This window comes from Planobispora longispora (assembly GCF_016863135.1).
In the GTDB taxonomy this organism is placed as follows: domain Bacteria; phylum Actinomycetota; class Actinomycetes; order Streptosporangiales; family Streptosporangiaceae; genus Planobispora; species Planobispora longispora.
This window is the reverse complement of the sequence record NZ_BOOH01000003.1, coordinates 56390-77478: the sequence shown is the minus strand read 5'-3', so window position 1 is coordinate 77478 and position 21089 is coordinate 56390. Positions and strand designations below refer to the sequence as shown.

Annotated in this window: 18 protein-coding genes and 1 pseudogene; 11 read left to right on the top strand and 8 right to left on the bottom strand. The window is 72.6% G+C overall.

Going from position 1 to position 21089, the window contains the following annotated elements:
• The first annotated feature begins 225 nt into the window (after positions 1-225).
• Positions 226-1221 (top strand): serine hydrolase domain-containing protein, encoded by a 996-nt coding sequence (locus Plo01_RS02080; protein WP_203888733.1) that lies wholly within the window; start codon positions 226-228, stop codon positions 1219-1221.
• A gap of 22 nt (positions 1222-1243) precedes the next feature.
• Here Plo01_RS02080 and Plo01_RS02075 read toward each other — a convergent pair whose 3' ends face one another.
• Complete coding sequence (locus Plo01_RS02075; RefSeq protein ID WP_203888732.1) at positions 1244-1840, bottom strand: DinB family protein; 597 nt, start codon at positions 1838-1840, stop codon at positions 1244-1246.
• A gap of 296 nt (positions 1841-2136) precedes the next feature.
• Here Plo01_RS02075 and Plo01_RS02070 point away from each other — a divergent pair, with 296 nt between their 5' ends.
• Entirely contained in the window at positions 2137-4365 is a 2229-nt protein-coding gene (locus Plo01_RS02070; protein WP_239315799.1) for a transglycosylase domain-containing protein, read from the top strand.
• 85 nt (positions 4366-4450) lie between these two features.
• Here Plo01_RS02070 and Plo01_RS02065 read toward each other — a convergent pair whose 3' ends face one another.
• The 3 genes from Plo01_RS02065 to Plo01_RS02055 form a co-directional block, all read right to left on the bottom strand.
• Positions 4451-4705 carry a hypothetical protein gene (locus tag Plo01_RS02065; RefSeq protein WP_203888730.1) on the bottom strand — a complete coding sequence of 85 codons (255 nt, stop codon included), beginning with the start codon at positions 4703-4705 and terminating at the stop codon, positions 4451-4453.
• A 116-nt stretch (positions 4706-4821) separates the two neighbouring features.
• Positions 4822-5598, bottom strand: coding sequence for an SDR family oxidoreductase (locus Plo01_RS02060; protein WP_203888729.1), 777 nt, complete (start codon positions 5596-5598; stop codon positions 4822-4824).
• Between the two features lie 195 nt (positions 5599-5793).
• A complete protein-coding gene (locus Plo01_RS02055) occupies positions 5794-7008 on the bottom strand; it encodes a pyridoxal phosphate-dependent aminotransferase (protein WP_203888728.1) in 1215 nt (404 codons plus the stop codon).
• Between the two features lie 100 nt (positions 7009-7108).
• Between Plo01_RS02055 and Plo01_RS02050 the strand changes: the two genes are divergently transcribed.
• Both Plo01_RS02050 and Plo01_RS02045 read left to right on the top strand, forming a co-directional pair.
• Positions 7109-7876 carry a winged helix-turn-helix transcriptional regulator gene (locus Plo01_RS02050; protein WP_203888727.1) on the top strand — a complete coding sequence of 256 codons (768 nt, stop codon included), beginning with the start codon at positions 7109-7111 and terminating at the stop codon, positions 7874-7876.
• Complete coding sequence (locus tag Plo01_RS02045; protein ID WP_203888726.1) at positions 7873-8022, top strand: hypothetical protein; 150 nt, start codon at positions 7873-7875, stop codon at positions 8020-8022. The genes Plo01_RS02050 and Plo01_RS02045 overlap by 4 nt, the downstream gene beginning before the upstream one ends.
• Here Plo01_RS02045 and pruA read toward each other — a convergent pair.
• On the bottom strand, positions 8004-9629 hold the full coding sequence (gene pruA / locus Plo01_RS02040) for an L-glutamate gamma-semialdehyde dehydrogenase (RefSeq protein ID WP_203888725.1): 1626 nt from the start codon (positions 9627-9629) through the stop codon (positions 8004-8006). The two genes, Plo01_RS02045 and pruA, sit on opposite strands and share 19 nt — an antisense overlap.
• Positions 9630-9631: 2 nt before the next feature.
• Positions 9632-10558 carry a proline dehydrogenase family protein gene (locus Plo01_RS02035; RefSeq protein ID WP_203888724.1) on the bottom strand — a complete coding sequence of 309 codons (927 nt, stop codon included), beginning with the start codon at positions 10556-10558 and terminating at the stop codon, positions 9632-9634.
• A gap of 76 nt (positions 10559-10634) precedes the next feature.
• Here Plo01_RS02035 and Plo01_RS02030 point away from each other — a divergent pair, with 76 nt between their 5' ends.
• A complete protein-coding gene (locus tag Plo01_RS02030) occupies positions 10635-11735 on the top strand; it encodes a PucR family transcriptional regulator (RefSeq protein WP_203888723.1) in 1101 nt (366 codons plus the stop codon).
• A gap of 81 nt (positions 11736-11816) precedes the next feature.
• Here the strand turns inward: Plo01_RS02030 and Plo01_RS02025 are convergent, their stop codons facing one another.
• Positions 11817-12806, bottom strand: coding sequence for a LacI family DNA-binding transcriptional regulator (locus Plo01_RS02025; protein ID WP_203888722.1), 990 nt, complete (start codon positions 12804-12806; stop codon positions 11817-11819).
• Between the two features lie 193 nt (positions 12807-12999).
• Here Plo01_RS02025 and Plo01_RS02020 point away from each other — a divergent pair, with 193 nt between their 5' ends.
• From Plo01_RS02020 to rhaI, 6 genes and pseudogenes are all read left to right on the top strand, one after another.
• Positions 13000-14511 (top strand): sugar ABC transporter ATP-binding protein, encoded by a 1512-nt coding sequence (locus tag Plo01_RS02020; RefSeq protein WP_203888721.1) that lies wholly within the window; start codon positions 13000-13002, stop codon positions 14509-14511.
• Positions 14508-15575 (top strand): ABC transporter permease, encoded by a 1068-nt coding sequence (locus Plo01_RS02015; RefSeq protein ID WP_203888720.1) that lies wholly within the window; start codon positions 14508-14510, stop codon positions 15573-15575. Before Plo01_RS02020 ends, Plo01_RS02015 begins: the two co-directional genes overlap by 4 nt.
• A 19-nt stretch (positions 15576-15594) precedes the next feature.
• Positions 15595-16674: an ABC transporter permease gene (locus Plo01_RS02010; RefSeq protein ID WP_239315798.1), complete on the top strand. Its 1080-nt coding sequence runs from the start codon at positions 15595-15597 to the stop codon at positions 16672-16674.
• Positions 16671-17750, top strand: a complete 1080-nt coding sequence (gene rhaS, locus Plo01_RS02005; protein WP_203888719.1) for a rhamnose ABC transporter substrate-binding protein — start codon at positions 16671-16673, stop codon at positions 17748-17750. Before Plo01_RS02010 ends, rhaS begins: the two co-directional genes overlap by 4 nt.
• Before the next feature lie 69 nt (positions 17751-17819).
• On the top strand, positions 17820-18137 hold the full coding sequence (locus tag Plo01_RS02000) for an L-rhamnose mutarotase (protein WP_203888718.1): 318 nt from the start codon (positions 17820-17822) through the stop codon (positions 18135-18137).
• 13 nt (positions 18138-18150) lie between these two features.
• Positions 18151-19305, top strand: a pseudogene (gene rhaI / locus Plo01_RS01995) (L-rhamnose isomerase).
• A 40-nt stretch (positions 19306-19345) separates the two neighbouring features.
• On the opposite strand, the gene Plo01_RS01990 reads toward rhaI, so the two are convergent.
• On the bottom strand, positions 19346-20923 hold the full coding sequence (locus Plo01_RS01990; RefSeq protein ID WP_203888717.1) for an aminotransferase-like domain-containing protein: 1578 nt from the start codon (positions 20921-20923) through the stop codon (positions 19346-19348).
• Between the last annotated feature and the right edge of the window lie 166 nt (positions 20924-21089).

Genomic DNA, 21089 nt, shown 5'->3' with positions numbered 1-21089 from the left:
TCCCGTACCTCCCCGCGCGTGTTCCGACCCCCGTGGAAGCATGGCTTTTATCTGCTCTTTAACCCTTTGACGAAGGGTGGGAAGGGAAAGTTTCCGGATCGCCCGGGTCGTCTCGGCGCCGGAGAGCGGGGGGTGAGGGTGTTCTTCATGAAATTTGGTGATGCGCCAGTTTCTTCATTGCGGAAGGCTCGCCGCTAGATAAGTTCCGTCAAATTCGGAGGAACCATGTGGCAGAAAACCAGTCCTGAGAAGGCGGGGTTCGCCGCCGACCTGGCGGACCGGCTCGACGGCCTCGTCCGCGAGGGGCGCGCCCCGAACCTGCACGGCGTCGTGGTGGCCCGCCGCGGTGAGCTGGTCCTGGAGCACTACGGCAGCGGCCCGGACTTCTCCTGGGGCGTCCCGCACGGCACGGTCGACTTCGGGCCGGACACCCTGCACGACCTCCGCTCGGTCACCAAGAGCGTCACCGGCCTGCTGTACGGCATCGCGCTCGCCGGCGGCCTGGTGCCCGGACCCGGCGAGCCGATCCTGCGCCACTTCCCCGAGTATCCCGACCTGGCCGCCGACCCCCGGCGGGCGCGGCTGACCGTCGAGCACGCGCTGACCATGACGCTCGGGCTGGAATGGGACGAGAGCGCGCCGTACACAGGGCCGGAGAACAGCGAGATCGCCATGGAGATGGCGGAGGACCGCTACCGGTTCGTGCTGGAACGCCCGATCGTGGAGGAGCCGGGCGTCCGCTGGCACTACAACGGGGGCGCCACGGCGCTGATCGGCGCCCTCATCGCCCGGGGCGCCGGGCGGCCGCTGGAGGAGTTCGCGCGCGCCGCGCTGTTCGAGCCGCTCGGCATCGACTCCTTCGAATGGATGGCGGGGGACGACGGGGTCGCCTCGCCCGCCGCCGGGCTCCGGCTGACCCCGCGGGACATGGCCAGGATCGGCCGGGCCGTGCTGGAGCGCGAGGTGATCCCCGCGGACTGGGCCGACGCCATGCTCCGGCCGCGCGTGCCGGTCCGGGGGAAGACCTCCTACGGCTACCTGTGGTACGTCGACCCCGACGGGCGGGCCGCCGCGACGGGCAACGGCGGACAGCGGCTCTTCCTCCTGCCCGGCCTCGACCTCGTCGTGGCCGTCACCGCGGGCGACTACGACGGGCCCGACCAGGACGCCGCGCCCCGGGCGGTCCTGGAGGAGGTCGTCCTGCCCGCGCTCGCGCCCTGACCGCCGATCTCGCGGGGGACCCTCAGCGGGCGGCCTCGTCGGCCGCCTGTGACGGCCGCAGGGTGCGGCGGTCGCGGTAGAGGTCGCGCAGGAGCAGGATCTCGGCGCCGTGGTGGAGCACCTCGCGGTTGATGTGCAGCACGAGGGCGGCCATGGGCTCCTCGGCGTACGGCCCCTCGGCGGGACCGCACGGCCGGGCGAGGCCCTCGGCGCCGAGGCCGCGCGCGCCGTCCCGCCACGCCGCGTACGCCCCGTCCAGCTGGCGCAGGGCCTCCTCGGCCGTGCCCGCGTAGGCGAAGCTCCGGTAGTCCACGGCGGGCGCGCCGAAGTGCGAGCCGGCGCGCCCGCCCAGGACGCCGACGATGAGGTGCCCGAGCCGCCAGGCGATCGTGGTCACCGGCGCCGGATCGGGTTCCGGGATCGCGAACTCGATGACGAGGTCACCGCTCCCGGCGGCGATCGGGGCGCCGGCGGCGCCGCGCGGCCGTACGCTCCAGCAGCCGTCCACCGGCTCCCAGAAGTACTCGTCGTCGGTCAGGCCGTCGAGGCCCGGCCGCAGATGGTTCTCCCAGTGCCAGTCCAGCTGCTCGGTGAGGAGATGGTTCCAGTTCATGCTCATGTTCCTGACCGTAGGCACCATCGCGGACAGGTGGGGTCCGCTATCGGCGGAGCTCTCCGCTTCATGTCCCGCCCTCCCGGCGGAGGGCGGCGCGGGCCGCCGCGTCAGGCGGCCGTGCCCGGCCGTCCCTCCCTTACCAGGATATATATCCATTCATGTATTGATCGGATATCCATACCAATATTGGACACCTTCCGGCTGATCTGGTCTGCTTGCCGGCGATGTTTACGAACGAAGAGGTTTGGACGACCGGGGGCGGCGTCACGCCGGAACCTCGGCGGCGGGGGACGACGATCATGCGGCTCGCCGGGGCGGGGGCGCTCGCGGGGGTGCTGGCGGCCGTCCTCGCGCTGCCGGCGGTGGGCGGCGCGGGGGCGCTGGTCCTCACGGCGTCGGAAGAGCTGAACCTCGCCCCGGTGGACCTGCCGGAGCCGCCGCTGGCGGAGAAGACGACGGTCCTGGACGCCGAGGGCAACCGGATCGCGCAGTTCTACGAGGAGTACCGCGAGATCGTCCCGCTCGGCTCGGTGTCCGGGGCGATGAAGACGGCGATCATCGCGATCGAGGACTACCGCTTCTACGAGCACGGCCCGATCGACATCGAGGGGACCATGCGGGCCCTGGCCAAGAACCTCGCCTCGGGCGGGGTGAGCCAGGGCGGCTCCACCATCACCCAGCAGTACGTCAAGCAGGTGCTGCTCAACACGGCCGTGACCGAGGCGGAGAAGAACAAGGCGCTGGAGGCCAGCTACGCGCGCAAGCTCAGGGAGCTGCGCCACGCGATGGCCGTGGAGCAGAAGTACACCAAGGACGAGATCCTCGAGAAGTACCTGAACATCGCCTACTTCGGGGCGGGGGCCAACGGGATCGAGGCGGCGGCCAAGCGGTTCTTCGGGGTGTCGGCGGCCGATCTCGACCTGGCGCAGGCGGCCACGCTGGCGGGGGCCGTGCAGTCGCCCAACAGCACCGACCCCGAGGGCGGCAGGGAGAACCGGAAGCGGCTGCTGGAGCGGCGCGACGTCGTGCTCGACCGGATGGCGCAACTCGGGAAGATCACGCCGCGGGAGGCGGAGCAGGCCAAGGCCGGGAAGCTGGGCTACAAGGGCACGCCGCTGCCCGGCGGGTGCGAGGTCAGCCCGTATCCGTACTTCTGCATGTATGTACGGAATGAGATCCTCAACAACCCGAGCTTCGGCAAGACGGAGGAGAGCCGCGCCCGGTTCCTCAACCGCGGCGGCCTGACGATCGAGACCACGCTGGACCCCCGCATGCAGGCCGCGGCCGAGCGGGCGATCAGGAAGCGGGTCCACGCGGGCGACGACCCGGTCGCCGCCCAGGCGCTGGTCCAGCCGGGCACCGGAATGATCAAGGCGATGGCGGCCAGCCGCAGGTACGGGAACTCCGCGCGCAGGAACGAGATCTCGTACAACGTCGTCGCCGACGCCGCGCACGGCGGCGGCATCGGCTTCCAGGCGGGTTCCACGTTCAAGACCTTCACCCTGATCGCGGCGCTCAAGGAGGGCATGCGGCTCGACGACGGGATCAGCGTCGGCGCCGGCTACCGCGCCCCGGGCTACGCGACCTTCAAGAACTGCAAGGGCGAGAACATCGGGGACCCGACCCACACCGTCACCAACGACGAGGGGTCGGGCGGCTTCAAGACCCTGCGGACCGGCACCTGGGACTCGGTCAACACCTTCTTCCTCGCCCTGGAGGAGCGCGTCGGCCTGTGCGACACCGTGCGGACCGCCCGGTCGCTGGGCATCAAGCGGGCCGACGGCGAGCCGCTGAAGGAGTTCCAGACCTTCACGCTCGGCATCAACGAGATGGACCCGGTGACCGTCGCCACCGCGTACGCCGCCATCGGCGCGCGCGGCAAGTACTGCGCCCCGATGGCCATCACCCGGATCATCGACCGGGACGGAAAGGCGACCGACCACCGGCCCGAATGCCGCCAGGCGCTGGATCCGGAGGTCGCCGACGCCACGGCGGACATCCTGTCGGGGGTGTTCACCAAGGGCACGATGCGGCACGTGGGCGGCATCGGCCGCGACGCCGCGGGCAAGACCGGGACCACCGACGACCACGCCACCGCCTGGTTCGCCGGGTTCACCCCGGACCTGGCCGGCGCGGTCAGCATCGGGGACCCCCGGGGCTCGACGGCGCACAAGCTCCGCGGCGTCACCATCGGCGGGCGGTACTACGGCGCGGTGTTCGGGGGCGACATCCCCGGCCCGATCTGGAGGGACACCATGATCGCCGCGCTGAGGGGCGTCGGGGCCACCCCCTTCCACCCGGTGAACTCCTCCCGCTTCGGCGGGTGCGGCGCCGGCTGCGGCACCTCACGGCCGGTCGACGGCGACGGCGACGGTGGTGGTGACGGAGGTGGGGACGAGCGGCCGGCGGAGCGGGAGGGCACGCCGGACGGCGAGGAGAGGACGCCGGGCGGCGAAGGCAACACGCCGGGCGGCGGCGAAGGCAGTACGCCGGGCGGCGGGGACGGCGGGCCCGGCGGAGCGGGGTGACCGGAGGGTCCCGGCGGGGGACGGAGCAGGGCGACCGGGGGTCCTCGGGAGGGGGCGGGGACCCCGTTCGGCGCGCCGGTCCCGGTCAGGCGGTGGGGAAGGGACCCTGGTACTCGGTGTAGTCGGAGACGCCGTCGCCGTTGAGGTCGACGCGCACCTCGTCGGTGTAGCCGTCGCCGTTGTGGTCGAGGTAGACCACGTCGGTCACGCCGTCGCCGTCGGCGTCGTAGCGCTCCTCGTCGGCCACGTTGTCGCCGTCGGTGTCGATCAGCTGGGCGTCGGTTCCGCCGTCGCCGTCGGTGTCGTAGTAGTCGGTGGCGGTGACGTCGTACTCGCTCATCGGGGTTTCCCTTCCTTTCGCGGTGGTTCGTCAGATAAGAGTGGCGATTCCGGCCGATGGTTACAGCGGATTGCGAGGTTTTCCGGAGCCTTCCGCGAGCCGGGGGAGCGGGGGGCTCACCGGATGTCGGTGAACCCGTACTCCCCGGCCAGGTCGGCGACGGGGACCGTACGGCCCGCGTGCCGTCCCGCCTCCGGGTCCTCCAGCAGGGCGCGGACGGCGCGGCCGGGGAACTCCACGGAGTCGGTTCCCGGCAGGTCGTCGCCGAGCTCCGCGACGATCGCCTCGGTGCGGGTGAAGCCGGGGGAGACGGCGAGCGCGGTGACCCCGTGCGGGCGCAGGTCGTGGGCGAGGGAGCGGGCCAGGCGGCTGACGCAGGTCATGGCCAGGTCGTAGAAGAGGTGGCCGGCGATCACCTCGGCGGACGGGTCGGCGTATCCGGTGAGGACGACCATGCCCTTGCGCTCGATCAGCAGCGGGGCCGCGTGCCACGCCGAGACTAGGTGGCTGCGGACCCCGGCGTCGATCATGTTCCGCCAGTGATCGAGCGGGAGGGTCCAGAACGGGCCGCCGGCGAAGGGCAGGGCGTTGCCGTCGAAGGCGTTCGCGACCAGCAGGTCGAGGCCGCCGTGCTCGTCGCGGACCCGGGCGAAGAGCGCTTCGACGGCCCGGTCGTCGGTGTGGTCGACACGGACCGGGATCCCGCGCCCGCCGCGCTCCTCCAGCTGCTCGGCGGTGTCCTCGACCGTTCCCGGCAGGGCGGAGTGCCGGCGGTCGCGGCTCTCGCGGTCGGTGACGTAGACGGTCGCCCCGGCCTCGCCGAGCACGAGGGCGATCCCGCGCCCGATCCCCCGGGCGGCCCCGGTCACGACGGCGACGGTTCCATCTGCCATTCCATCCACCACGGCCTCCCGCGGGGTGAGGGGCGGGTGCGCCGGACGACAGGCGATCCCGTACGCAGCATAGACGGCCCCGGCCGTCACCGCCGGGTCCCCGGCGCGGTCGTGCGCCGGGACGGCCGGGACGGGACCGCGTGCAGCGGGCCGACCCGGCGGAACCGCGGCGCGGGCCGCCCGGCGGCGCGGGGGTCAGACCTGGCGGTAGCCGTCGAGGAAGCGGCCGATGCGGCTGATCGCCGCGTCCAGGTCGTCGGCGTGCGGCAGGGTGAGGATGCGGAAGTGGTCGGGGCGGGGCCAGTTGAACCCGGTGCCCTGGACGACCTGGATCTTCTCCCGGAGCAGCAGGTCCAGGACGAACCGCTGATCGTCGACGATCTCGTGCACCTCGGGGTCCAGGCGGGGGAAGGCGTACACCGCCCCCTCCGGTTTCACGCAGGAGACGCCGGGGATCCGGTTGAGCCTCTCCCAGGCCAGGTCGCGCTGTTCGTGCAGGCGCCCTCCGGGACGGACCAGGTCGGTGATGCTCTGCCGGCCGCCGAGCGCCGCCTGGACGGCGTACTGCGCGGGGGTGTTGGCGCACAGCCGCATGGAGGCCAGCGTCGTCAGGCCCTCCAGGTAGTCGCGGGCGTGCTCACGGGGCCCGGACACCACCAGCCAGCCGGAGCGGTATCCGGCCACGCGGTAGGACTTCGACAGCCCGGAGAAGGTCAGGCACACCAGGTCGGGCGCGAGCGCCGCGGTGTGATGGTGGACGGCGTCGTCATAGACGATCTTGTCGTAGATCTCGTCGGACAGGACCATCAGGCCGTGCCGCCGCGCCAGGTCGAGGATCCCCTCCAGGACCCGCTTCGGGTACACGGCACCCGTGGGGTTGTTGGGATTGATGATCACAACGGCCTTGGTCCGATCGGTGATCTTGGCGGCCATGTCGTCGAGATCGGGGTGCCACCCGGCTGACTCGTCGCACATGTAGTGCACCGCCCGCCCGCCGGCCAGGGTGGTCACGGCCGTCCACAGCGGATAGTCCGGGGCCGGGATCAGGACCTCGTCCCCGTCGTCGACCAGCGCCTGGACCGCCATGGAGATCAGCTCGGAGATGCCGTTGCCGAGGTAGACGTCGTCGACGTCCACGTCGAGCAGGCCGCGCTCCTGGTAGTGCTGGGCCACCGCCCGCCGCGCGGACAGCACACCCCGGGAGTCGGTGTAGCCGTGGGCCTTCGGCAGCATCCTGATCATGTCCTGCACGATCTCCTCGGGCGCCTCGAAGCCGAACAGGGCCGGATTGCCGGTGTTCAGCCGCAACACGCTGTGGCCCGCCGCCTCCAGGGCGTCGGCGTGCTCGATGACCGGCCCCCGGATCTCGTAGCAGACCCCGTTCAGCTTGCTCGACTGCCGGAACTCCATGTGACGGCCTCCAGTCCGTGTCCGCATCCCGTCCCACGGGCATACTTGGTTCTACCAAGTATGAACTTGGAAAGTCCAACCAAATGGCTGGAGTGGTCCCATGACGCGGCGAAGTTACGACCAGTACTGCGCGATCGCGCGAGCACTCGACGCCGTCGGCGACCGATGGGCCCTGCTGATCGTGCGAGAGCTGCTGGCGGGCGCGCGCAGATACACCGACCTGCACACCGACCTCCCGGGAATCAGCACGGACGTGCTCGCCGCGCGGCTGAAGGACCTGGAGCGCGACGGGATCGTCGCCCGCCACAAACTGCCGCCGCCCGGTGCGGCGACGGTGTACGAGCTCACCCCGCACGGCCGCGGCCTGCTGCCGGTCCTGACGGCCCTGGCGGACTGGGGCGCGCCCGCCCTCGCCGAGCGGCGCCCGACCGACGCCGTACGGGCCCACTGGTTCGCCGTCCCCCTGATGCGCCTGCTCAGCCTGAGCGCGCGGGGACGGAGCGGGGTCGTCGAGGTCACGCTGGAGGAGGGCGCCTTCCACGTACGGCTCGGCGAGGCGGATCCCGGTGAGGCGGGACCGTCCTACGGGGACGGCCCCGCCCGGGACGCGGACCTGCGGCTCGCCATGGACGCCGGCACCTGCCTGGCGATCGTCCAAGGCGCCAGGACGCTCGCGGACGCCGTCGCCGACGGCAGCGTCCGCCTCACCGGGCAGGGCCCGCTCGCCGACGCCCTGATGGGCGCCCTGCCGGCCGGGGGGACGGGCACTCCGGCGGCGGACGGGACGATGCTCAAGATCGCAGCCGATGAGCAGGCGCCGTACGGCCCCGATTTCGTCCGTGAGACCCTGCGCGAGGGCCGCCGGTGAGCCTGGTCGTCAGCGCCTCGATCGTTTTCCGCCTGCTGGCCGACGTGAAGGGCGACGACCTGCTCCGCCAGCGGCCGGCCCGCAGGCTGCACGCCCCGGCGCTGACGACGCCGAGTTCGCCGGGAGGTCAGCCCATGTGGGGGTAGCGGTGGTCGGTCGGCGGGACGAACGTCTCCTTGATCGTGCGGGCGTTCACCCAGCGGATCAGGTTGAAGATCGAGCCGGCCTTGTCGTTGGTGCCCGAGGAGCGGGCGCCGCCGAAGGGCTGCTGGCCGACGACCGCGCCGGTGGGCTTGTCGTTGACGTAGAAGTTGCCCGCCGCGAAGCGCAGCCGCTCCGAGGCCGAGGCGATCGCGTAGCGGTCCCGGGCGATGACCGAGCCGGTCAGCGCGTACGGCGAGGCGCTCTCCATCTGGTCCAGCACCCGGTCGAAGTCGCCGTCGTCGTAGACGTGCACGCCGAGGATGGGCCCGAAGTACTCCTTGACGAAGATCTCGTCCGTCGGGTCGGCGCACTCCAGCACGGTCGGCTTGACGAAGTAGCCGGCGGAGTCGTCGTAGGAGCCGGTCAGCACGCCGATCGAGTCGAGCGAGCGGGCCCGGTCGATCGCGGCCCTGTGCTTGGCGAACGCCCGGTCGTCGATGACCGCGCCCATGAACGTGGACAGGTCGGCGGCCACGTCGCCGACGGTCAGCGACTCGGCGGTGGCCACCAGGTCGTCGCGGATCGCCGTCCAGATCGAGCGCGGCACGTAGGCGCGGGAGGCGGCCGAGCACTTCTGGCCCTGGTACTCGAACGCGCCGCGGACCAGCGCGGTGGTCAGCACCGCCGGGTCGGCCGAGGGGTGGGCCAGCACGAAGTCCTTGCCGCCGGTCTCGCCGACCAGGCGCGGGTAGGAGCGGTAGGAGGCGATGTTCGCGCCCACGGCCGCCCACAGGTGCTGGAACGTCGCGGTGGAGCCGGTGAAGTGGATGCCGGCCAGCTCGGGGTGGGGCAGCGCGACCTCGGAGACCGCGGCGCCGTGGCCGGTCACCATGTTGATGACGCCCGGCGGCAGGCCGGCCTCCTCCAGCAGGCGCATGGTGTAGTGCGCGGCGAACTGCTGGGTGGGGGAGGGCTTCCAGACCACGACGTTGCCCATCAGCGCCGCCGAGGCCGGCAGGTTGCCCGCGATGGCGGTGAAGTTGAACGGCGTGATCGCCAGGACGAAGCCCTCCAGCGGGCGGTACTCCATCCGGTTCCACACGCCCGGCGACGACACCGGCTGCTCGGTGAGGAGCTGGCGGGCGTAGGCCACGTTGAAGCGCAGGAAGTCGATCAGCTCGCAGGCCGCGTCGATCTCGGCCTGCTGGGCCGACTTGGACTGGCCGAGGACGGTGGCGCCGTTCAGCGTCTGCCGCCAGGGCCCGGCCAGCAGCTCCGCGGCCCGCAGGAAGATCGCGGCCCGTTCGTCGAAGGACAGCGCCCGCCAGGCGGGGGCCGCCGCCAGCGCGGCGTCGATCGCGGCGCGCACGTCACCGGCGGTGGCGTCGGCCGTACGGCCGAGCACGGAGGCGTGGTTGTGCGGCTGCACCACGTCGATGGGGGAGCCGCCGGCCATGCGCCGCTCGCCGCCGATCGTCATGGTCAGGTCGAGCTGTGCCCCGGCCAGCTCCTTGACGCGGTTCTCGAGCGCGGTCCGCTCGGCGCTGCCCGGCGCGTAGCCGAGCACCGGCTCGTTGGCGGGGGCGGGGACGTTGGAGATGGCATCCATGGCTACTTGCCTCCAAGGGCACGGAGAAAGAAGGCGACGTTGGCCGGACGCTCCGCGAGGCGGCGCATGAAGTAGCCGTACCAGTCGTCGCCGTAGGGGACGTAGACGCGCATCGTGTGACCGGCGCCGGCCAGGGCCTGCTGCTTGTCGGTGCGGATGCCGTACAGCATCTGGTATTCGTATTCACCCCGGGAGCGCCCGAAACGGTCGGCGAGGGTCTCGGTGATCGAGATCAGCCGGTCGTCGTGCGTGGCCACCATGGGGTACCCCTTCCCCGCCATGAGGATGCGCAGGCACCGGACGTAGGCCTTGTCGACCTCGTTCTTGTCGCGGTGCGCGACGGAGGCGGGCTCGGCGTAGGCGCCCTTGACCAGGCGGACCCGGGAGCCCCCGTGCGCCAGGTCGCGGCAGTCGGCCTCGCTGCGGAACAGGTAGGACTGGATCGCGACGCCCGTGTCCGGGAAGTCGGCGCGCAGCGCGCGCAGGATGCCGAGCGTGGAGTCGACCGTGGTGTGGTCCTCCATGTCGAGGGTCACGTTCGCCCCGGCGGCGTGGGCGGCCTCGCAGATCTTCCTGGCGTTGTCCAGCGCGATCTTGTCGCCGTCGGCGCCGAGCGCCTGGCCGACCGCGGAGAGCTTCACCGACGCCTCGGCGCGGTCGCCGAGGCCCAGCTCGCGCAACGCGCCGAGCAGGGTGACGTACGCCTCGGCCGTGTGGGCGGCGGCCGCGGTGTCGCGGGTCTCCTCGCCCAGGTGGTCGATGGTGACCGCGAGGCCAGCGCCGGTCAGGCGGCGGACGGCCTCGACGGCTTCCTGGACGGTCTCGCCCGCCACGAAGCGGTCGACGACCTTGCGCGTCAGCGGGACGCCGGAGACCGCGCGCCGCACGAGCGGGATCCGCGACCCGGCGAGGAAAAGTTGACCGAACATGTCTTCAGCCTAAAACGGCAGCTCAGAACGGTCTCATGTGCATCTGCCACGATCATCGGGAGCGGGCTTCATACAGATGTATGAGAATGGCGGGGTGCTCCAGGAGACCATCGACGAGATAGCCGACGTGCTGGGCGCCTCCGCCACGCTGGAGGACCGCGCCTTCCAGTTGCTGGCCTACGCCGCGCAGAGCGGCGACATCGACGTCGTGCGCCAGGAGTCCATCCTGCGCCGGCGCGCCTCCGACGGGGTCCGCGCCTACTTCGAGGGGTACGGCATCGCCACGGCGCGCGGCCGGGTCCGCATCCCCGCCGACGCCGAGCTGGGCGTGCTCGCCCGCGTCTGCGTCCCGCTGCGGCACCAGGGGGTGACCTACGGCTACCTGTGGCTGCTGGACGACGGCACCCTCACCGAGGAGCGGCTCGACTCCGTCTCCGGGCTGGTCGCGAGGGCGGCCACGGTCCTCGCCCAGGAGGCCCGCCGCCGCCGGGACCTGGGCGGTCACCTGCGGGAGCTGTTCTCCGCCGACGCCGAGGAGCGCTCCTGGGCGCTGTCCCGGCTCGACCTGCGCGGCCCGGTGACGGCGATCGCGGTGCGCGCCTCCGCCGACCGGGTCGCCCCGTTGTGGACCCTCCCGCGCGACGTGCTCGCCGACCCCGGATTCCCCGACCCCGGCCCCGCCGACCGGGGCGAGCCGCTGGTCGCGCTGCTCGCCCCGGCGGCCCACGCGTGGGAGCTGGCCGTGCGGATCCAGGCCATGTACGGCACGGCGGCCGGGGTCGGCGACGCCCGGGCCGACCCGGAGGAGGCCTGGCGGAGCTGGCGGGAGGCGGTCCACGCGCTCCGGGTCGCCGGCCGGGTCCCGCAGCCCGCCCCCGTCGCCGCCTGGTCCGACCTCGGCGTCTACCGGACGCTCGCCAGGCTGACCCCGGAGGCCCTGCGCGAGCTGGCGGCGGAGACCGGGGGACTGGCCGCCGACCCCGAGCTGGCCAGGACCGTGGAGGGCTATCTCGACCGCGCCGGGCACGTCCAGGAGACGGCCGCGGCGCTGGGCGTGCACCGCCAGACGCTCTACTACCGGCTGGGCAAGGCCGAGCGGCTCACCGGCCGCGACCTGGCCGACGGGGAGGACCGCCTGGTGGTCCACCTCGCCCTCAAGGCCGCCCGGCTCCTGTGACCTCCCGCGTCCGCCCGGTTCCCGCGCCCCCGTGATCCCGCGCCGGGCCGTCCCCGGATCCGCCCGGTCCCGGCCCCCGGCTCACCGGGTGGACTCCCTGACGATCAGCTCGGGCTGGAACATGATCTGCTGGTGCGCGTGGGTGCCGGGGTTGTCGCACTCGTCGAGGAGGAGCTCGGCGGCCACCCTGCCGAGCTGGTAGGTGGGCTGCCGGATCGAGGTGAGCGAGACGGCCGAGGCCGCGGCGAAGTCGATGTCGTCGTAGCCGATCAGCGCGATGTCGTCCGGGACCCGGACCCCCGCGTGCATGAGGCCGCGCAGCATGCCGAGCGCGAGGAGGTCGTTGGCGCAGAAGACGGCGTCGGGCAGGTCGCCTTCGGAGAGGAGCTTCTCCGCCGCCTGCTGGCCCGCCCGCGGGTTCATCGTGGGCATCTCGACGGTCCGCAGCGGCCGGCCGCGCAGGGCCCGCTCGGCGCCGAGCCTGCGGTCCATGCACTGCCGTATGGTCAGCGGCCCCGTCACGTAGGCGATGCGGGAGGCGCCCCCGGACAGCAGGTGGGAGACGGCCGTCTGGCCGCCGACGATGTCGTTGACGGCGACGGAGCACTGGTCGGGCCGGTGCGCGGGATGGTCGACGAGCACGACGTTGATCCCGCGGTCGCGCAGCCGGTCGAGCGAGTCGGGGCTCTCATCGGAGGGGGTGATCAGCACGCCCCGCACCCGCTGCTCGGCCAGGACCAGCAGGTTGCGCTCCTCCTTGCTCCGGGAGCCCGCGGAGTTGCTGAGCAGTACGGCGTAGCCGCGGTCGCTGGCCAGGTCCTCCACGCCGGCCGTGACGTCGGTGAAGAACGGGTTGCCGATGTCGATGACCGACAGCCCGATGGTCTTGCTGTGACCGGCGCGCAACGTCGAGGCCGAGGCGTGCCGGACGAACCCGAGCTCGCGGATCGCCGCCTCGACCCGGGCCCGGGTCGAGGCCGAGACCTTCTCCGGACGGTTCAGCACGTTCGACACCGTGCCGGGGGACACGCCGGCGTGCTCGGCGACCTGCCTGATGCCTACAGCGCTCATCGTGTCTCATCGCCTCCGCTCGGACCTGATTAAAACGTAATAACAGCAGCTGGGCAAGGAAGGCCACTCGGGGGTCCTCTTCGGGATGTCACTCCCGTGAAACATCACAGAAACTCCTATTGACGCTCTGTTGCCGCTGTCCTACTGTCCAAATCTGCGTTGAAACGTTTTAGAACTCCCCTGGAGGGAGCTCATGCCAGACCGCCCCCCGGTTCCCCCCGTCCTGGCACTGCACCGCGTGAGCAAGTCCTTCGGCGCCGTCCGCGCGCTGCACGAGGTCTCCCTGGAGCTGTTCGCGGGTGAGGCCCACGCCCTGGCGGGCGAGAACGGCGCCGGAAAGTCTACGCTGGTGAAGATCCTGTCCGGGCTGCATCGCCCGGACGCCGGCCGGATCCTCCTGGACGGCGAGCCCGCCGAGTTCCACGGTCCCGCCGACGCCCAGCGGGCGGGCGTGGCGGTGATCTACCAGGAGCCGACGCTCTTCCCCGACCTGTCGGTGACCGAGAACATCTTCATGGGCCGCCAGCCGCGCGCCCGCTTCGGCCGCATCGACCGGCCCGCCGCCCGGCGGCGGGCCGCGGCGCTCTTCGCCGGGCTCGGCGTCCAGCTGGACCCCGACCAACCGGCCCGCGGGCTGTCGATCGCCGACCAGCAGCTGGTGGAGATCGCCAAAGCGCTGTCGCGCGACGCCCGGGTACTCATCATGGACGAGCCGACGGCGGCGCTGTCCGGCAACGAGGTCGCCCGGCTCTTCGGCGTGGTCGAGGCGCTGCGCGCGCGGGGCTGCGCGGTGCTGTTCGTCTCCCACCGGCTGGAGGAGATCTTCGAGCTCTGCCGGCGGGTCACCACGCTGCGGGACGGCGCCTTCGTCTCCGGTGACCTCATCGCCGACATGACCCCCGACGACCTGGTGCGGCGCATGGTCGGACGGGAGCCGGAGGCCCTGTTCCCCAAGCTGGACACCGTACCCGGGCAGGTGGCGCTCGCGGTGCGCAGGCTGACCCGCGAGGGCGTGTTCACCGACGTCTCCTTCGAGGTGCGCGCGGGCGAGGTCGTCGCGCTGGCCGGCCTGGTGGGGGCGGGGCGGAGCGAGGTCGCCCGGGCGGTCTTCGGCGTCGACCGCCCGGACGCGGGGCGGGTCGAGGTCGGCGGGCGGCGGCTGCGGCCCGCGAGCCCGTCCGCGGCCATGGCCGCCGGACTGGCGCTGGTCCCCGAGGACCGCCGCCAGCAGGGGCTCATCATGGACCTGTCGATCGAGCGGAACATCGCGCTGGCCGGGCTCCCGGCCGTACGGCGCGGCCCGCTGATCTCACGGGCGGCCGAACGCGCCCGGGCCCACGACTGGGCCGTGCGGCTGCGGCTGAAGTTCGCCCGGCTGGCCGACCCGGTCGGCGTGCTGTCCGGGGGCAACCAGCAGAAGGTCGTCCTGGCCAAGTGGCTGGCCAGGAAGCCGTCGGTGCTCATCGTGGACGAGCCGACGCGCGGCATCGACGTCGGGACGAAGGCCGAGGTCCACCGGCTGCTGTCGGAGCTGGCGGCCGGCGGCGTCGCCGTGCTGATGATCTCCTCGGAGCTGCCCGAGGTGCTCGGCATGGCCGACCGGGTGCTGGTGATGCACGAGGGCCGGCTGGTCGCCGACATCCCCCGGGCGGAGGCGACCGAGGAGAGCGTGATGGCGGCCGCCACCGGAAGGGGCGCGGCATGAGCGGCCGGGAGACCGGGCTCGCGGCGCCGGCCGCGGAGTCAGCCGCGGCGCCCGCACCGCCGCCGCGCGGCGACCGGCTCGTCAGCCGGGTGGCGCGGGTGCGGGAGCTCGGCATCGTGGTGGCGCTCGTCCTGCTGTTCGCCGTCACCGGCGCCGTCAACCCCGGCTTCCTGTCCCCCGACAGCCTGCGCGACATCCTGCTGAACTCCTCGATCGTGGCGGTGCTCGCGATCGGGCAGACCCTGGTCGTCATCACCCGCAACGTCGACCTGTCGGTCAGCTCCGTCGTGGGCCTGTCGGCGTTCGGCGGCGCGCTGGTCCTCGCCGACCATCCGGGCGTGCCGGCTCCCCTGGTGATCGCGGGCTGCGTCCTGCTCGGCGCGCTGTGCGGGGCGGTCAACGGCCTGCTCGTGGGCGTGGCCGCGGTGCCCGCCCTGGTCGCCACGCTCGGCACGCTCTACGCCTTCCGCGGCGTCGACTACGCCTGGGCGGGCGGGCGGCAGGTGAACGCCGCCGACATGCCCGAGGGCTTCCTCGCGCTGGGCTCGGCCTCGGTGCTCGGGCTGCCGCTGCTCGCCCTCGTGGCCCTGGCGGTGCTGCTGGCCGTCGGCTGGGCGCTGCGCAACCTGCCGCCGGGCCGCGAGCTGTACGCGATCGGCTCCAACCCGGAGGCGGCCGTGCTGGCGGGCATCCGGGTGCGGCGCCGGGTCGTCGCGGCGTTCGTGGCCAGCGGCGCGCTGGCCGGGCTCGCGGGGGCCATGTGGGCGGCGCGGTTCGGCACCGTCGACGCCACCGTGGCGACCGGCAAGGAACTCGACGTGATCGCCGCCGTGGTGGTCGGCGGGGTGGCGATCTTCGGCGGGAGCGGCACCGTGTACGGCGCGGTGCTCGGCGCGGTGCTGCTGGCGAGCATCTCCAGCGCGCTGGCGGTGCTCCGGGTCGACGCGCTGGCCCAGACCGCGATCAACGGCGCCCTGATCATCACCGCCATCGTCCTGGACCGCGTCCTCGCGCTGCGGGTGGCCGCCGCGCTCCGCCGCAGGAGGTACCGCGATGCCGCGTGAGGCCGGGGAAGGTGCCGCGATGCCACGTGACGCCGCAGGAGGCGTGGTGGAGCCCGGTGACGCCGCAGGAGGTGCCGCGATGCCGCGTGAGGCCGCAGGAGGCGCCGCGGCGCCCCGCGATCCGGCCGGTCGCCTGATCCGCCGATGGGAGGGACTGATCCTCGTCCTGCTCGTCACGGTCACCCTGTGGGCCTCGGCCGGCGTGGACGGGTTCGCGAACGCCTCCAACGTGTCGTTCCTGCTGCTCGACACCACCGAGATCGCCCTGATGGCGCTCACCATGACCCTCGTGGTGGTGGCCGCCGAGATCGACCTGTCGGTCGCCTCCACGCTCGGCCTGTCCTGCGCGGTGCTGGGGTGGCTGTGGAACGCCGGGCTGGCGATCGAGCTGATCATGCCGATCTGCCTGCTGACGGGCGCGCTCTGCGGGGCCGTGAACGGCGTGCTCGTCACCCGTCTCGGGCTGCCGTCGCTGGCCGTGACGATCGGGACGTTCGCTCTCTACCGGGGCCTGGCCTACGTCATCCTCGGCGACCAGGCGGTGGCCGACCTGCCGCCCGCCTACACCGGCCTGGCCACCCAGACCTTCGGCCCGGTGCCGCTGGCGACCGTGCTGGTCGCGGTCCTGGCCGCGCTGGCCGCGACGGTGCTGCACGCCACCGGGCTCGGCCGGTCGATCTTCGCGCTGGGCGCCAACGAGGAGGCCGCCCACTTCGCGGGCGTCCGGGTCAAGCGGATCAAGTTCTGGCTCTTCGTCGCCTCGGGCGCCTGCGCCGCGCTGGCCTCGCTCGTCTACACCTTCCGCTACGCCAGCGCCCGCGCCGACAACGGCGTCGGCCTGGAGCTGGCCGTGGTGGCGGCGGTCCTGCTCGGCGGGGTGTCGATCTTCGGCGGGCGCGGGACGCTGCCCGGCGTGCTGATGGCGGTGCTGCTCCTGGGGGTGGTGCGCAACGCGCTGATCCTGGCCGACGTGGCCAACGAGGTCCTCAACTTCGTGACGGGCCTGCTGCTCGTCGCGTCCGTGCTGGCGCCGAACCTGGGGGCGATCCGGCGACGGCGGCACCTCCCAACACCATCGGAAGGAAAGTCGGTCCCATGACGACGAGAACCCCCTGGCGCCGGTTGGCGCTCCTGACCGGCCTGGCCCTCATGGCCACCGCGTGCGCGGGCACCACCAGGAGCGACGTGACCCAGCAGACCTCCGCCCCCGCGGCCCCCGCCTCGTCGGCCGCGGCCGACCCCAACGCGCCGATCAAGCAGGGTCTGAAGATCGCCTTCCTGCCCAAGCAGGTCAACAACCCCTACTTCACCATCGCGGACGAGGGAGGGATCGCCGCGCTCAAGGAGGTCGGCGGCGAGGGCAAGGAGGTCGGCCCGTCCGAGGCCAGCGCCTCCTCGCAGGTCTCCTACATCAACACGCTCACCCAGCAGAAGCAGGACGCCATCGTCATCTCCGCCAACGACCCCAACGCCGTGGTGCCCGCGCTCAAGCAGGCCAGGGCGGCCGGGATCAAGGTCGTCAGCTACGACTCCGACACCGCCCCCGAGGGCCGCGACCTGTTCGTCAACCAGGCCAGCGCCGAGGACCTCGGCCGCACCGAGGTGCAGCTGCTGGCCGAGCAGATCGGCTTCAAGGGGAAGATCGCGATCCTGTCGGCGACGCCGAACGCGACGAACCAGAACACCTGGATCGAGTTCATGAAGGACGAGCTGAGCAAGCCCGAGTACAAGGACATGGAACTGGTCAAGGTCGCCTACGGCAACGACGAGGACCAGAAGTCCTTCACCGAGACCCAGGGCCTGCTGCGCTCCTACCCGGACCTGGCCGGCATCATCTCCCCGACCACGGTCGGCATCGCCGCCGCGGCCCGCTACCTGTCGAGCTCGCCGCACAAGGGCAAGGTCAAGCTGACCGGCCTGGGCACCCCCAACCAGCTGCGCAAGTTCGTCAAGGACGGCACCATCGAGGGCTTCGAGCTGTGGAACCCGGGCGACCTCGGCTACCTGGCCGGCTACGCCGCCGCGGCCCTGGCCTCCGGGCAGATCACCGGCGCCGAGGGCGAGAAGTTCAAGGCCGGCAAGCTCGGCGAGTACACCATCGGGCCCAAGGGGGAGATCCTGCTCGGCAAGCCGACGGTGTTCACCAAGGACAACATCGACGACTTCGATTTCTGACGTGACGGCGTTCCGGTACGGCGCGCGTCACGCGGGCGCGCGCCGTACCGGGCCCGGAGAGGAATGTGAATGGAACGCATCTGCTTCGTGCTCAGGGTCCGGCCCGACCGGCTGGAGGAGTACCGTGCCCGGCACGCGGAGGTCTGGCCGGAGATGCTCGACGCCCTGCGCGACACCGGGTGGCGCAACTACTCCCTCTTCCTGCGGGAGGACGGCCTGCTGGTCGGCTACCTGGAGACCGACGACTTCGGCAAGGCGCGCGAGGGCATGGCCGCCACCGGGGTCAACGCGCGCTGGCAGGCGGAGATGGCCCCCTTCTTCGCGGGCCTCGACGGGAACCCGGATGAGAGCATGCGGCCTCTGACAGAGGTGTTCCACCTTGACTGAATCGGGCACTCCCATGGACATCGCGGCCCGCCTGGGGGCGCTGCGCATCGAGACGCCCTCGTGGGCGTACGGCAACTCCGGCACGCGCTTCAAGGTGTTCGCCCAGCCCGGCGTGCCGCGCGACCCGTACGAGAAGATCGCCGACGCCGCGCAGGTGCACGCCTTCACCGGGGCCGCGCCGACCGTGGCGCTGCACATCCCCTGGGACCGGGTGGACGACTACGCCGACCTGGCCCGCCACGCCCGGGGACTGGGCGTGGGCATCGGCGCGATCAACTCCAACGTCTTCTAGGACGACGACTACAAGCTGGGCAGCGTCACCAACCCCGACGCCGGGGTGCGCCGCAAGGCGGTCGACCATCTGCTGGAGTGCGTCGACATCATGGACGCCACCGGCTCCGGCACGCTCAAGCTGTGGTTCTCCGACGGCCTCAACTACCCGGGCCAGGACGACCTGCGCGCCCGCCAGGACCGGCTGGCCGAGGCGCTGGGCGAGGTGTACGGCAGGCTGGGGGAGGGGCAGCGGTTCCTGCTGGAGTACAAGCTGTTCGAGCCGGCCTTCTACGCCACCGACGTGCCCGACTGGGGCACCGCCTACGCCCACTGCCTGCGCCTGGGCCCCAAGGCCCAGGTCGTGGTGGACACCGGGCACCACGCCCCGGGCGTCAACATCGAGTTCATCGTGGCGTTCCTGCTGCGCGAGGGCAAACTCGGCGGCTTCGACCTCAACTCCCGCTTCTACGCCGACGACGACCTCATGGCCGGGGCCGCCGACCCCTTCCAGCTGTTCCGGATCATGTTCGAGGTGGTCCGGGGCGGCGGCCTGGAGCCGGAGGCGGGCGTGGCGTTCATGCTCGACCAGTGCCACAACGTCGAGCCGAAGATCCCCGGCCAGATCCGGTCGGTGATGAACGTGCAGGAGGCCACCGCCAAGGCGCTGCTGGTCGACCGGGAGGCGCTGGCGCGCGCCCAGGCCGCCGGTGACGTGCTGGGCGCCAACGCGGTGCTGATGGACGCCTACGCCACCGACGTGCGCCCGATCCTGGCCGGGCTGCGCCGCCGGGCGGGCCTGGATCCCGACCCGATGGCCGCCTACGCCCGCTCGGGCTACGCCGGCAGGATCGTCGCCGAGCGCGTCGGCGGCGCCCAGGCGGGCTGGGGCGCCTGAGACGCGGAGGTCCACCGGAGGCACCGGGAGCCGCGCGCTGTCAGCCGTCGCCGCCGAGGCACGCCGCCAGCCGCCGCAGGCCCTCGTCGACCAGGGACGTCCGGATCGCGCCGTATCCGATCACGAGGCCCTCCTGCGCGGGGGCCTCTCCGCAGTAGCGGGCGAGGCTCTCGACGCCGACCCCCGCCTCGCGGGCGCGGTCCAGCGCCCGCCCGAGGTCGATCCCGGCGTCCGGGGCGAGCCGCGCGCACAGGTGCAGGCCGGCGGCCGAGGGAACCGGGCGGAACCGGCCGGCGAGGCGCTCCCGGAGCATCGTCATGATCTTCGCGTGGCGCACCGCGTACTCCCGCGTCGCCCTGCGGATGTGGCGTGACAGCAGCCCCTCGTCGATGAAGCGCGCCAGCGCCCCCTGGGTGATCAGGTCGCCGTGCCAGTCGGTGAGGCGCTTGGCGGCGTGCAGCGCGGGCCGCAGCGAGGCCGGGGCGACCAGGAAGCCGAGCCGCAACACGGGCAGCAGCGTCTTGGAGAAGGACCCGACGTAGACGACGCGGCCGTACCGGTCGAGGCTCTGCAGCGGCTCGAGCGGGCGGCCGGCGAAGCGGTACTCGCTGTCGTAGTCGTCCTCGATCACCACGGCGTCGTTGCGCTCCGCCCAGGCGAGCAGCGCCGTACGGCGCGCCAGGGACATCGGCGTGCCCAGCGGGAACTGGTGGGACGGCGTGACGTAGACCAGCCGCGTGCCGGTGGGCAGGGCCGCCACGTCCAGGCCCTCCCCGTCGACCGGGACGCCGCTCACCCGGGCGCCCAGCGACCGGAAGAGCAGCCGGGCCGGAGGGTAGCCCGGCTCCTCGACCGCCACCCGGTCGCCCGGTTCGATCAGCACGCGGGCGACGAGGTCGAGCGCCTGCTGCGCGCCCTGGGTGACGAGGACGTCTCCGGCCCCCGCGCGCACCGAGCGGGAGACGCCCACGGAGCGCGCGATCGCCGTCCGCAGCCCGGGATGTCCGGCGGGGTCGGCGTAACGGCCGAGACCGGCGGCGGGATGGTGGGGCTCGTGGAACGCGTGGGGCCCGTGGGAACCGCCCCGCTCACTCCGCTCACCGCGCTCACCGAGTCCGCGGAGCTCGCGGAGCTCGCGGGCGATGAGCCGCCGCCACGCCTCCAGCGGGAACAGCCCGGGATCGGGGACCCCGGTCTGGAAGTCGTACTCCGGCCGGTCGTCCCCGGCGATGGTGTGTCCGGTCGCGCCGCCTTCGGCCCAGGCTTCTCCGGTCAGGACACCCCCGGCCATGGTGTCCTCGGCCAGGATGGCCTCCCACACCGGCCGGGGCCGCACGCCGCCGCCCGCCGGGGCGTTCCGCGGCAGCCCGCGGGGGAGGGGCCGGGCGCGCACGAACGTGCCCGAGCCGACCTTGCCCGTGAGGAAGCCCTCGGCGGTGAGGCTGTCGTAGGCCACGGCCACGGTGTTGCGCGAGACGCCCAGCCGCCCCGCCAGCTCACGTGTGGGCGGGAGACGCTCCCCGGGCCGCAGGCGGCCGTCGAGGACGGCCTCGCGCAGTTCCCGGTAGATCCGCGCGCTCAGGTCGCCGCGTCCGGTGAGCGCGACGTGGAACTCCATCCGTTCCTCCATTGGCCCAATCGGATCGGCTGTTATTGGACCTTACATCCGGCCAATCGTTTTCCTAGGGTCGTGGGTGACTCCGCACCGACCTGTTCGCGACGGATGCCAAGGAAGCGAGGTCCGCGTGGGAACGACGGCCGACGAGCGGCCCGGCCGGGCCGGG

Coding starts and splice junctions, on each gene's coding strand:
- pruA (WP_203888725.1), bottom strand. CDS start 9,629: ATGGATGCCATCTCCAACGTCCCCGCCCCCGCCAACGAGCCGGTGCTC.
- Plo01_RS01990 (WP_203888717.1), bottom strand. CDS start 20,923: ATGGAGTTCCACGTCGCGCTCACCGGACGCGGCGACCTGAGCGCGCGG.
- rhaS (WP_203888719.1), top strand. CDS start 16,671: ATGACGACGAGAACCCCCTGGCGCCGGTTGGCGCTCCTGACCGGCCTG.
- Plo01_RS02030 (WP_203888723.1), top strand. CDS start 10,635: ATGTATGAGAATGGCGGGGTGCTCCAGGAGACCATCGACGAGATAGCC.
- Plo01_RS02075 (WP_203888732.1), bottom strand. CDS start 1,840: ATGAGCATGAACTGGAACCATCTCCTCACCGAGCAGCTGGACTGGCAC.
- Plo01_RS02070 (WP_239315799.1), top strand. CDS start 2,137: ATGCGGCTCGCCGGGGCGGGGGCGCTCGCGGGGGTGCTGGCGGCCGTC.
- Plo01_RS02080 (WP_203888733.1), top strand. CDS start 226: ATGTGGCAGAAAACCAGTCCTGAGAAGGCGGGGTTCGCCGCCGACCTG.
- Plo01_RS02015 (WP_203888720.1), top strand. CDS start 14,508: ATGAGCGGCCGGGAGACCGGGCTCGCGGCGCCGGCCGCGGAGTCAGCC.
- Plo01_RS02010 (WP_239315798.1), top strand. CDS start 15,595: ATGCCACGTGACGCCGCAGGAGGCGTGGTGGAGCCCGGTGACGCCGCA.
- Plo01_RS02060 (WP_203888729.1), bottom strand. CDS start 5,598: ATGGCAGATGGAACCGTCGCCGTCGTGACCGGGGCCGCCCGGGGGATC.
- Plo01_RS02035 (WP_203888724.1), bottom strand. CDS start 10,558: ATGTTCGGTCAACTTTTCCTCGCCGGGTCGCGGATCCCGCTCGTGCGG.
- Plo01_RS02025 (WP_203888722.1), bottom strand. CDS start 12,806: ATGAGCGCTGTAGGCATCAGGCAGGTCGCCGAGCACGCCGGCGTGTCC.
- Plo01_RS02020 (WP_203888721.1), top strand. CDS start 13,000: ATGCCAGACCGCCCCCCGGTTCCCCCCGTCCTGGCACTGCACCGCGTG.
- Plo01_RS02050 (WP_203888727.1), top strand. CDS start 7,109: ATGACGCGGCGAAGTTACGACCAGTACTGCGCGATCGCGCGAGCACTC.
- Plo01_RS02055 (WP_203888728.1), bottom strand. CDS start 7,008: ATGGAGTTCCGGCAGTCGAGCAAGCTGAACGGGGTCTGCTACGAGATC.
- Plo01_RS02065 (WP_203888730.1), bottom strand. CDS start 4,705: ATGAGCGAGTACGACGTCACCGCCACCGACTACTACGACACCGACGGC.
- Plo01_RS02000 (WP_203888718.1), top strand. CDS start 17,820: ATGGAACGCATCTGCTTCGTGCTCAGGGTCCGGCCCGACCGGCTGGAG.